Origin of the sequence: Jonesia quinghaiensis DSM 15701 (genome assembly GCF_000423205.1) — a bacterium.
In the GTDB taxonomy this organism is placed as follows: domain Bacteria; phylum Actinomycetota; class Actinomycetes; order Actinomycetales; family Cellulomonadaceae; genus Jonesia; species Jonesia quinghaiensis.
This window is the reverse complement of the sequence record NZ_KE383990.1, coordinates 102,080-114,364: the sequence shown is the minus strand read 5'-3', so window position 1 is coordinate 114,364 and position 12,285 is coordinate 102,080. Positions and strand designations below refer to the sequence as shown.

General features: G+C 54.3%; 7 protein-coding genes and 1 tRNA gene. 1 reads left to right on the top strand and 7 read right to left on the bottom strand.

The features are described 5' to 3' along the window. Window positions 1–124 precede the first annotated feature (124 nt). Window positions 125–745, bottom strand: a complete 621-nt coding sequence (locus G538_RS0112970; protein ID WP_245566873.1) for an ANTAR domain-containing response regulator — start codon at window positions 743–745, stop codon at window positions 125–127. Window positions 746–996: 251 nt separating this feature from the next. On the opposite strand from G538_RS0112970, the gene G538_RS0112965 reads away from it, so the two are divergent. Continuing rightward, a tRNA-Leu gene (locus G538_RS0112965) sits at window positions 997–1,070 on the top strand. A 417-nt stretch (window positions 1,071–1,487) separates the two neighbouring features. On the opposite strand, the gene pyk is transcribed toward G538_RS0112965, so the two are convergent. From pyk to trpB, 6 genes are all read right to left on the bottom strand, one after another. Then, complete coding sequence (gene pyk, locus G538_RS0112960) at window positions 1,488–2,906, bottom strand: pyruvate kinase (RefSeq protein WP_029069631.1); 1,419 nt, start codon at window positions 2,904–2,906, stop codon at window positions 1,488–1,490. Window positions 2,907–3,006: 100 nt separating this feature from the next. After that, complete coding sequence (locus G538_RS0112955) at window positions 3,007–4,476, bottom strand: glutamate synthase subunit beta (protein WP_029069630.1); 1,470 nt, start codon at window positions 4,474–4,476, stop codon at window positions 3,007–3,009. Then, window positions 4,469–9,052 (bottom strand): glutamate synthase large subunit, encoded by a 4,584-nt coding sequence (gene gltB, locus G538_RS0112950; protein WP_084618426.1) that lies wholly within the window; start codon window positions 9,050–9,052, stop codon window positions 4,469–4,471. Before gltB ends, G538_RS0112955 begins: the two co-directional genes overlap by 8 nt. A 256-nt stretch (window positions 9,053–9,308) precedes the next feature. Continuing rightward, window positions 9,309–10,148, bottom strand: a complete 840-nt coding sequence (gene lgt, locus G538_RS0112945; protein ID WP_035834447.1) for a prolipoprotein diacylglyceryl transferase — start codon at window positions 10,146–10,148, stop codon at window positions 9,309–9,311. 11 nt (window positions 10,149–10,159) lie between these two features. Further along, a complete protein-coding gene (gene trpA / locus G538_RS0112940) occupies window positions 10,160–10,978 on the bottom strand; it encodes a tryptophan synthase subunit alpha (RefSeq protein ID WP_035834349.1) in 819 nt (272 codons plus the stop codon). After that, entirely contained in the window at window positions 10,978–12,198 is a 1,221-nt protein-coding gene (trpB, locus tag G538_RS0112935) for a tryptophan synthase subunit beta (protein ID WP_035834348.1), read from the bottom strand. The genes trpA and trpB overlap by 1 nt, the downstream gene beginning before the upstream one ends. Between the last annotated feature and the right edge of the window lie 87 nt (window positions 12,199–12,285).

Sequence of the window (12,285 nt, the reverse complement as noted above, 5' to 3'; positions counted from 1 at the left end):
GAGGATCATCCAACTACCTTCTGATGCATGACGCAAGAGCGTGGGCAGTTAAAAAAGTGAAGACCTTGAAAAGCATGATGCCTTGCTACCTCTCCATTAAGAGGTAGCAAGGCATCACTGCTTGTTACTTGTCGCCGACCTGTTCGATCACTGCATCTGCGACTTCACGCATCGTCAAACGACGGTCCATTGATGTCTTCTGGATCCAGCGGAAAGAGTCAGGTTCACTCAAGCCCATCTTTGACATGAGAAGCCCTTTTGCTCGATCCACACGTTTGCGCGTTTCGAAACGCTCTGACAAGTCAGCGATCTCAGACTCGAGAGCTGTGATCTGCTTAAACCGGGAGATCGCGATCTCAACAGCAGGGAGAAGGTCAGCAGGGCTAAAAGGCTTGACCACATAGGCCATTGCGCCTGCATCACGCGCTCGCTCAACGAGTTCTGTCTGAGAAAAAGCAGTCAGAAGAACCACGGGAGCAACATGTGCTTTGCCAATACGCTCAGCTGCGGAAATGCCATCAAGTTCTGGCATCTTGACATCCATGACCACGACATCAGGCTTTAGTTCAAGGGCAAGCCGAACAGCGGTCTCACCGTCACCAGCCTCGCCAACCACCTCATATCCAGCCTCTGTCAGTGTTTCGACAACATCCATCCGGATGAGGGCTTCATCTTCAGCAACGACGGCGCGCCGCTGAGGCCCACGTACCGACACCTCTTCTTGGTCCTGGCTTCCAGGGGTAATGTCATCAAAGCTGATGATGTTGTCTGCCGCGTCTGCCGCACTAGCGCTGAGTTCGTCGTCTTTCTTGGTCACGCATACATCTTAATCTCATCGTGGGCAGTAATGGTTGATTGCTGGAGTGTTGACTGGAGAATGCAATCAAGGTCACGCCCGAGAGGCGACACCCGATTTCAATCAACAGCGCCAACCGTGTACAGTTGTGACCTGACGGAACATCTCCTGAACACGATGTTTCCATCTATATTGCAGTTGCCCCGGTAGCCCAACCGGCAGAGGCGTTCGGCTCAAACCCGATCCAGTGTGGGTTCGAATCCCACCCGGGGCACAGAGAGAAAAGAATCGCCTACCGTTTTTACGGTAGGCGATTCTTTTGCGTTTACCACAGCCCTCCCCCAATTCAGGAGCCTCGAGGCTACAACCCCTCCAAGGACGTCGGGGCCCTCACGCAGCGCGAATAGCAGCCGAATCGGTACCAAAAATACCTGCTCAACGAAGAGCCTAAAAAATTTTCGTACCATCGGCGTTTAATATCTCACTTAAATTGTAATCTAACGGACATGCCACACATTTTTCACCCCCACATCGTCACTGTTGTTTTATATTGTAAGGTACCCATTGTCCGTTTTAACCTGATTTGTTACGCATGTCTTGTTTGCGACCTGGGCTAATTTCGATCATGAAAAAGCCGCTGGTAACTCCTCAAGAGGAGTTACCAGCGGCTGAAAGAGCCTTGAAAAGGCTCTTAGATGTCGTCACCAATGCGGTGGACGAGAATCGAGTTTGTTGTTCCCGAAACACCAACAGGTGCACCGGAGACTACAACAACGAGGTCGCCGATTTCAGCGGTGCCGCTTTCTTGCAGCTTTGCATCTACCTGGCGAACCATTGCGTCAGTTGAATCTACGTGCTCAACCAACTGAGATGTAACACCCCATGACAGCGCAAGAACGGAACGCACGTCAGAACGTGGAGTGAAAGCAAGGTGCTGCAATGGGGAACGCAGGCGTGCAAAGCGACGTGCTGAGTCACCTGACTGGGTGAAGGTAACGATGTACTTCACACCAAGCGTTTCGCCGATTTCAGCGGCTGCGCGTGTGATCGCTCCACCACGTGTGTGAGGAGTTGAGCCCAATGGAGCAATACGCTCACGGCCCATTTCCTCGGTAACTTCAATGATCTTCGCCATGGTTTCGACAGCTTCAATGGGGAAGTCACCCACTGAGGTCTCACCGGAGAGCATGACTGCATCTGCACCATCGAGGATAGCGTTTGCACAGTCTGATGCTTCAGCGCGGGTTGGGCGAGGTGAAGTGATCATGGACTCAAGGACCTGAGTTGCCACGATGACTGGCTTCGCTGCACGACGAGCAAGCTCGACAGCACGCTTCTGAACAAGAGGAACCTGCTCAAGAGGAAGTTCAACACCAAGGTCACCACGAGCAACCATGATCGCGTCGAAAGCGTCAACGATCTCAGCGAGGTTGTCTACGGCCTGTGGCTTTTCGACCTTCGCAACTACTGGAAGGATACGGCCTTCTTCTTCCATGACGGCGCGTACGTCGTCATAGTCACGAGCGGTACGAACGAAGGACAGAGCAATGATGTCAGCACCTAGGCGAATCGCCCAACGCAGATCTTCTTCGTCCTTGTCTGACATTGCTGGAACTGACACAGCAACACCAGGAAGGTTCAGGCCCTTGTTGTTTGAGACAGGACCAGGTACTTCACACTTGGTGACAACCTTGTTGCCGTCAACCTCAACAACGCGAACGGTTACCTTGCCGTCATCGATGAGAATGGGGTCACCAACGCGGGCATCCTGAGGAAGTCCCTTGTGAGTGGTGGAGCAAATCTCCTGGTTACCGAGAATGTCGTCGGTGGTGATAGTGAAGATGTCACCAACTGCGAGGTGGTACTTGCGGTCTTCTTCGAATTTTCCGAGACGAATCTTCGGACCCTGAAGGTCCACGAGGACGGCGACGTTGCGACCGGCTTCCTCGGCTGCGGCACGAATGTTGCGGTACACCGCCTCGTGCTCTTCGAAGCCACCGTGGCTCCGGTTGATGCGTGCAACGTCCATACCTGCATTAACAAGCTTCAGCATGTTCTCAGGTGAGGAAGTTGCGGGTCCGATGGTGCAAACGATCTTTGCTTTGCGCATAGCTCCAGCCTATTGTGTGTAAATCTCAGCTGTGGGGGACAAAATTATCTTCCCGTGTCAGTCTATTGTAGTCATGCCTGTCCGGGACTTGCGTGGGACTTCAGGGAAGCAACGCTGTGGTAGATGCTGATACTGGCCGTGGGAGCTCAGTTTTTCCTTGAAGGTATTCATCAACGCTAGCCGCAGCTGCTCGGCCTTCTGCTATCGCCCACACGATGAGTGATTGGCCTCGCCCTGCATCCCCAGCAACAAAGATGCCCCGTCGTGATGACGTGTAATCGTCGTCACGGACAAGCCTTCCCCGGCCATCAAGGTCAAGATCGGCTTGGGGAACAAAGGTGTCAGTCTCAGGGCCAGTGAAGCCCATTGCGATTAATACGAGATCAGCTGGGAGGTCTCGCTCTGTGCCTGCGGTTGGCACACGTCGACCATCTGGCAGGTACTCAGTTGTCGCAACGCGCAAGGCAGTCACATGGCCCTCTTCGTTGCCAACAAATTCAACTGTTGAGGCAAGGAACTCGCGGGTTCCACCTTCTTCGTGAGAACTCGACACCTCGAAAAGACGTGGAGTTGTCGGCCACGGTTCGTTTTCCGGGCGTGTCTTCGGTGGCTCTTTACCAATGGCAAGGTTCGTGACACTCGCTGCCTGCTGGCGAAGCGCAGTCCCGATGCAGTCAGAACCAGTGTCTCCACCACCAATAACAATGACATGCTTACCACGCGCATCGAACTGTGCTGTTTGGCCTTCTAGGCCCGCAACAACACGGTTTGAGGGGACCAAGTAATCCATGGCGTAGTGAATGCCATTAAGCTCACGACCGGGGATAGGAAGATCACGTGGGCGTGTTGCACCAGTGGCCACCACTACTGCATCGAACGTTTCATGAAGTTCTTGCCATGTCAGGTCCACCCCCACCTCGACTCCGGTGCGGAACCGTGTACCTTCAGCACGCATTTGGTCCAGACGGCGTTCGATGTGGAATTTCTCTAACTTGAAATCAGGGATTCCATACCGTAGAAGACCACCGATAGCATCATCTCGCTCAAACACAACAACCGTGTGACCAGCCCGAGTTAACTGCTGTGCAGCAGCTAAACCTGCCGGCCCTGACCCAATGACAGCGACCGTATGACCGGACAAGCGATCAGGGATGATGGGTTGCACAAAACCACGAGTGAAAGCCTCATCAATGATCGAGACTTCAATGTTCTTGATCGTGACAGCGGGTTGGCTAATACCAAGGACACAACTGTCTTCACACGGCGCAGGGCACACTCGCCCCGTGAACTCTGGGAAGTTGTTGGTTGCGTGTAGTCGCTCAATCGCTTCAAACCACTGCCCACGGTGGACCAGATCATTCCAGTCAGGAATGAGGTTTCCTAATGGGCAGCCTTGGTTACAAAACGGAATTCCGCAATCCATGCATCGTGAGGCCTGCTGTTTCAAATATGGAGACGTCGGCTCGCGCTTCTCGATGACGTCTTTGTAGTCAAGCAGTCGTAACTCGACGGGGCGGTACCCGGGAAGTTCACGATTGCGGACACTCAAGAATCCACGTGGATCAGCCACGGGTCACCTCCAAAAGGTTGTCCCAAACTCCTGGTTGGGAGAAGTCGAGTCCTTGTTGTTCAGCAACAGCAATTGCAGCGCGCATACGCTCGTATTCGGCCGGGATGACCTTGGTGAATCGAGCCAACGCTGCTGGGATGTCCGCCAACAATGCAGCGGCGATGTGTGAGTGTGTTGCTTCGTTGTGCAGTGTAAGGAGCGCTGTCACACGTTCTTGGTCTTCGTCGCTCAATCCGTACAGCTTGATATCTCCTGCTGCATAGGAGTCAGGGTTCAGACGGCTTGGGTCAAGGTCAAGAACGTAAGCCACTCCCCCGGACATTCCTGCACCCAGGTTTCGGCCTGTTGGTCCAAGGACGAGAACCTCTCCGCCAGTCATGTACTCCAAACCGTGATCGCCGATACCTTCAACGACAAAAGTAGCCCCGGAGTTTCTGACGGCAAAGCGTTCACCGGTAACACCGTTCAACAGAACTGTCCCGGATGTTGCACCATAACCGATGACATTTCCAGCGATAACATTCGCGCCCGCTTCGAACTGTGCTTGTGGTGAGCGGCTGACGATAATCTTTCCACCAGAAAGGCCCTTAGCCACATAGTCATTGGCATCGCCAGTGATCTTCAAGGTAATTCCTCGTGGTAGGAACGCACCAAAGGACTGTCCAGCCGTGCCCGTGAAATTCACCGAGATTGTGTCATCAGGAAGGCCCGCGCCACGGTACCGGCGTGTCACCTCATAGCCCAACATTGTTCCAACAGTTCGGTTGACGTTACGAATCTCGGACGTGATCGTGACCGGTTCACCGGTTTCCAGCGCATGGGCTGCCTCAGCAATGAGTGCATTGTCCAAGGCCTTGTCGAGGCTGTGGTCTTGGTCAATACGCTTCTTGATGTCAGACCCTGTCCGCGGGATTGCGGGAGCAAGAACTGGGCCAAGGTCAAGACCGTCAGCTTTCCAGTGCTCAACAGCGTCGTTTACCCGCAGCGCTTCGATGTGTCCGATGGCTTCGTCAATGCTTCGGAATCCCAACTGCGCAAGGTATTCACGTACCTCTTCAGCAATGAACTCAAAGAAGTTCACCACGAACTCTGGTTTACCGGTGAACCGTGATCGCAGCTCTGGGTTTTGTGTCGCTACACCCACTGGACAGGTATCGAGGTGGCAAACACGCATCATGATGCACCCGGAAACCACCATGGGAGCTGTTGCGAAACCAAACTCTTCTGCTCCAAGGAGCGCAGCGATAACAACATCGCGCCCGGTTTTCAGCTGTCCATCTACTTGCACAGTGATGCGGTCACGCAAGTCATTCAATACCAAGGTCTGGTGTGTTTCAGCCAGGCCGATTTCCCACGGTGTCCCTGCGTGTTTCAGGGAGGTGAGTGGGCTTGCACCGGTTCCGCCGTCGTGTCCTGAAATGAGTACGACGTCGGCGTGTGCTTTAGATACACCTGCCGCAACTGTTCCAACACCAAACTCCGAGACAAGTTTGACGTGCACACGAGCCCTCGGGTTTGCATTCTTCGCATCGTGGATGAGTTGGGCGAGGTCTTCAATGGAGTAAATGTCGTGGTGAGGCGGTGGTGAAATAAGCCCTACCCCAGGAGTGGAGTGCCGTGTTTCTGCAATCCATGGGTACACCTTGTTCCCCGGAAGTTGCCCACCTTCACCTGGCTTCGCGCCTTGTGCAAGCTTGATCTGGATGTCATCAGCATTAACCAAGTACTCCGAGGTCACACCAAAGCGTCCAGACGCAATCTGCTTCACTCGTGAACGACGAGCAGGGTCATACAGTCGCTCTGGCCGCTCACCACCCTCACCAGTGTTTGACCGCCCACCAAGTTGGTTCATGGCAATTGCGAGTGTCTCGTGGGTTTCTTCTGAGATTGACCCGTACGACATCGCTCCTGTGTTGAACCGTTTGACGATCTCACTCACTGGTTCGACCTCATCAATGGAAATCGCTGAGCGGTGCGGAGCGAACTCCAACATCCCCCGGAGTGTCATGAGGCGTTTTGTTTGTTCGTCAACCTTCGATGTGTACTGACGGAAGACGTCGTATCGCTTAGCTCGGGTTGCGTGTTGCAAACGGAACACAGTTTCCGGGTCAAAGAGGTGCTCTTCACCGTCGCGGCGCCATTGGTACTCCCCACCGACTCGCAGTGAACGGTGAGGTTGGATCTGCCCAGAAAGTGGATATGCGTCGTGGTGACGTTCGCTGACCTCTTGGGCTATAACGTCTAGACCGATCCCGCCAAGCCGCGAAGTGGTTCCCGTGAAGTACTCGTCAACAAGTTCACGATCCAGCCCAAGCGCTTCGAAAACTTGCGCACCTCGGTAGGAAGAAAGCGTTGAGATCCCCATCTTTGACATAACTTTCAAGACACCTTTTCCTAGCGCCTTGATGAGGTTCTTCACTGCTGTTTCGCCGTCAACGCCGATCATTGACTTGCGGGAGAGCTCTTCCACCGTCTCCATGGCCAGATAAGGGTTCACAGCCGCTGCCCCATAGCCAATGAGCAGTGCGACATGGTGAACTTCGCGCACATCCCCAGCTTCGACGATCAACGACACTTGAGTTCGTGTCTCTTGACGCAACAAGTGCTGATGGACGGCGGACAGCAAGAGCAGCGATGGGATCGGAGCGTACTCGGAGTAGCTATTGCGGTCCGAAAGCACAATGAAACTGACGCCATCTGCGACCGCTTCATCAACCTCACGGAAGATCTCTTCTAAACGGTTACGTAGTCCCTCTCCACCTTCGGTGACCTTGTACAGGCCACGGACCGTCATTGAGGAGAACGTGGACCGTTTGTCTGAGGCCTTATCAATGTGAATGATTTTTGCCAGCTCGTCATTAGACAACACTGGGAAATCAAGGACTAGCTTGCGTGCGTGGTCTGGTGTGGTAGCGAGAAGGTTCGGTTCTGGACCAATAGCACCGCCAATAGATGTCACCAACTGTTCACGAATTGAGTCAAGAGGTGGGTTCGTGACCTGGGCAAACATCTGCGTGAAATAGTCGAAAAGCAGCCGCGGCCGTGAAGAAAGAACCGCAATGGGGGTATCAGAGCCCATCGCCCCCAGTGGTTCGGCTCCACTTTCAGACATCGGCGTTAAGAGGATTTTGAGTTCCTCATGGGTGTAGCCGAAAGCTCGTTGCCGGCGTTCAACCGATGCGCTGGAGTGTGTCACGTGTTCACGCTGCGGCAGTTCAGCCAACCGAATGGAGTTCTCTTCAACCCACTGCGCATACGGGTGGCTTGCCGCGAACTGGGATTTCACTTCATCATCGGAGATGATGCGGCCTTCTTCGGTGTCTACCAAGAACATACGGCCTGGTTCTAGGCGTCCTTTGCTCTCGATACGTGATTCATCGATATCCAGAACACCCGCCTCGGATGCCATCACCACGAGACCATCACGAGTTGTCCAGTACCGACCAGGGCGCAGGCCGTTGCGGTCAAGAACGGCACCAATGAGGGTGCCATCGGTGAAATTCAAACAGGCTGGGCCGTCCCATGGCTCAATGAGGTTAGCGTGGTACTCATAAAACGCACGGCGTTCAGGATCCATGTGGCCGTGATTTTCCCACGCTTCAGGGATCATCATCATTACCGCATGTGGCAAGGACCGTCCACCAAGGTGGAGGAGTTCAAGAACCTCGTCGAATGAGGCTGAATCCGATGCGCCCGGTGTACATACTGGAAGCAGATCAGCCATATTGCCTAGCAGCGGAGAACGAAGCTTGCCCTGACGGGCGGCCATCCAGTTCCGGTTTCCTCGTACCGTGTTGATCTCACCGTTGTGTGCAAGAAGGCGGAACGGCTGCGCAAGGGGCCATGAGGGGAAGGTGTTTGTTGAGAAACGTGAGTGAACAAGCGCAAGCCGCGACGCATACAGTGGGTCGCTGAGATCTGGAAAGAACGGTTTAAGCTGCTCAACAGTGAGCATACCTTTGTAGGTGATTGTGCGGCTCGATAGCGACGCGAAGAAAACACCCAGTTCGTGCTCACACCGCTTACGCAACCGGTAGGCGCGGCGTTCAAGTTCTAGTCCACTGACATTGCCAGTAATGGATTCGACAAAAACTTGTGCAAAGAACGGCATCGTCTCACGAGCCATGTTTCCTACGATGTCTGCGGCCACAGGAACATCACGCCACGAGATGATGTGGAGTTCTTCATCGTTGGCGATCGAGGCAATATTCTTCATCTGCGCTGCGCGTTGTACTGGATCTTCACTGAGGAAACCCGTTCCAGCCGCATACTCACCGTGGGCTGGGAGCCCTTCGATGATCGATTGGAAGAATTCATCCGGGATCTGCGTGAGGATTCCTGCACCATCACCGGTATCTACCTCAGCACCAACAGCGCCCCGGTGGTCGAGGTTGATCAACGCGGTCAGTCCCTGTTGAACAATCTCATGGGTAGCTTGTTTGGTGAGGGTGGCAACGAACGCTACGCCGCAAGCATCGTGCTCGGCGCGCGGGTCGTATAGTGCGTGGCCCTGGGTTGGGGTGTCCCACAGGGAGCGTGGCGAGGGGAGATCACCTCGTGTTGATGCAGTCGTCATGATGCGGTTCCTCACATGCCAGTTCTACCTCTTGGCTCGCGCGCAGGAGACAGTTTGCGAAATCATCACGACAGTACTGAGTCAGTATGTCGTTGCTGTTACGGCCCTGAGGCTTGCGTTTCACACATGTGTTGCTTTTGTTTCTGTGGTTTTTCGCTACGTTACAAGCATGTTAAGGATAGCGCGCTGTGCCGTGCAGAAAAAGCGAAGAACCCGCGATATTTCGCGGGTTCTTCGCTGTCAAGTCGAGTTCGATCTACGGCTGGTTCGTGGACTGTTCCGTGTCCGATTCTGAGGATTCGTTAACGAGAATGTTACGTCTGCCGGCGATGACGAACCCGATTACCCCCAGCGACAACACCGCAAGTGACGTCCATACGTTTACTCGCATCCCCCACACAATCTCCGCGGTATCGATGCGAAGTAGCTCGATCCACAACCGGCCAGCTGTGTACCACACAACGTACAGCCAGAGGACTTGGAAAGGTCGGAATTTCACCTTCTTATCCAAGTACAACAGAACCATCGCGCCGAGAACACACCACAGCAGTTCGTAGAGGAATGTGGGGTGGAATAAAGTTCCACTTTCGTACCCTGCTGGCAGGTGGGCATCGTCGATTTCCAGACCCCACGGAAGATCTGTTGGGCCGCCAAATAGCTCTTGATTAAACCAGTTACCAAGGCGTCCGATCGCCTGCGCAAGCAATAGTCCAGGCGCCAAAGCGTCAGCGTACGAAGAGAAAGACAATCCAGCGCGGCGACAACCAATCCACGCCCCAACTGCACCGAGAGCAACTGCCCCCCAGATACCCAATCCGCCTTCCCAAATGTACAAGGCACGGATCGGTTCGCCTCCCTCACCGAAATAGGCGCGAGGAGAGGAAATAACGTGGTACAGCCGCCCGCCGACAATTCCAAACGGGACCGCCCACATCGTTACGTCATACACCTGCTCTGCAGTACCACCGCGAGGCCCAATACGACGTACCGTCAGCCACAATGCGACAAAAATTCCCGCAAGAATTGCGAGAGCATACGCACGAAGAGGTAGGGGACCCAAGTACCAGACACTCTCGCTTGGACTGGGAATAGACATCAAGACGGTATTCACAGGTTGTCCTTGCTTCGTGATCCGGCAATAGAATTCGCCATAGCTGAGGCCACAGTCCGCAACGCGGCTAATCGTTCACTCAGCGGCTCAGTTCCAACAAGAGGGCGGACAAAAGCCGATCCGACAATCACACCGTCCGCATAGGTACCAACGGCAGCCGCTTGCTCAGGGGTAGACACGCCGAGGCCAACACACACGTGCTGAGCCCCCCGTTCCCGCGTTCTGTGCACAAGTTCACGTGCTGCGTCACTGACAGTTACCCGTTCCCCTGTAACCCCCATCGTGGATGCAGCGTACACAAAACCACGCGACGCTTTGGCCGTCATTTCGACCCGCTGATCCGTTGAACTCGGTGCAACAAGGAAGACCTTGTCCAAACCGTGACGGTCAGCCGCTTCGATCCATTCGTGTGCTGAATCTGGTGTGAGATCGGGAGTGATCAAACCGGCGCCGCCAGCAGCAGCAAGATCAGCTGCGAAACGTTCAACCCCATAGTGGAAAACCGGGTTGTAGTAGGTCATGACAAGGATAGGCACCCCGCGACCACTGACTTGTTTGACAACATCAAAAACATCAGTGAGTCGGGCACCTGATTCCAATGCGCTCTGCACAGCGGCAGCGATCATTGGACCATCCATCACAGGGTCCGAATACGGGACACCCAACTCAATAATGTCCACGCCCGCATCAATAAGAGTGTTTACAGCGTCAACGCTGGTAGCAACATCCGGAAAGCCAACAGGCAGATACCCAATCAGGGCTGCTCGCCCATCAGCTGACAGCTCATCAAGTCGTTTTTCAACGGAGCTCACCATCATGCACCACCCTCTGTGAGATCAGCGTCAGCGTCAACAAGATCAAACCACCGAGCGGCAGTCGCTACGTCCTTGTCGCCGCGCCCAGAAAGATTGACCAAAATGATCTCATCAGGTCGACCAGCTTCAGCAGCTTCGCGCCCCAAGTGCAGAGCACCAGCTAACGCATGCGCTGACTCGATAGCAGGGATAATCCCCTCAGTTCTCGACAACAACCGAAGTGCATCCATGGCCTGAGCATCGGTGATAGAGCGATATTCAGCACGGCCAATCGAGTGCAGGAAAGCGTGTTGCGGTCCTACACCTGGGTAATCTAGCCCTGCTGAAATCGAGTGGCTTTCAACAGTTTGGCCGTCCTCGTCTTGGAGGAGATAGGACTTCGCGCCGTGTAGCACACCAGGTTCGCCACCTGAGATCGTTGAAGCGTGACGACCTGTCTCAATACCGTCACCACCTGCCTCAAAACCTACGAGGCGTGTAGAAGTGTCATCAACAAACGCATCGAAAATTCCAATGGCATTTGATCCACCACCGACACAGGCAGCCACTACGTCAGGCAACCGCCCCACCGAATCCAACATTTGCTGACGTGCTTCAACGCCAATAATTCGTTGGAAATCTCGGACCATAGCAGGGAACGGGTGAGGCCCCGCTGCGGTGCCAAACACATAGTTGGTGGTATCAACGTTTGTCACCCAGTCGCGCAGTGCCTCATTGATAGCATCTTTCAGGGTTCGTGACCCGGTGGTCACTAGAATAACCTCCGCGCCCAGCAAACGCATACGAGCGACGTTCAGTGCCTGGCGCTTGGTGTCTTCCTCCCCCATGTAGACCACACAGTCGAGGTCAAAGAGCGCTGCTGCTGTTGCAGTGGCAACACCATGTTGCCCAGCTCCTGTCTCAGCGATTACTCGCTTTTTTCCGACCAGTTTTGTCAGCAGTGCTTGGCCCAGCACATTGTTGATTTTGTGCGAGCCTGTGTGGTTGAGGTCTTCACGCTTAAGGAAAACCCTCACTCCCCCAGCGTGGCGAGCAAACCGCGGAACTTCAGTAATGATGCTGGGGCGCCCCGAGTAGTCGCGGTGGAGTGCCTGCAACTCAGCAATAAAAGCCGGGTCATTCTTCGCGGTGTTATAGGCCGCGTCAAGTTCATCAAGCGCTGCAATGAGCGCTTCGGGCATAAACCTGCCACCAAAGTCCCCAAAATACGGACCGGGCATATTCTGTAGCGACGGGGCCACAGTATCTCCTTCTGTGCGCGGGTATAAAACGTGGTTCATCGCGTTGTCATGGCACGATGCGTCACA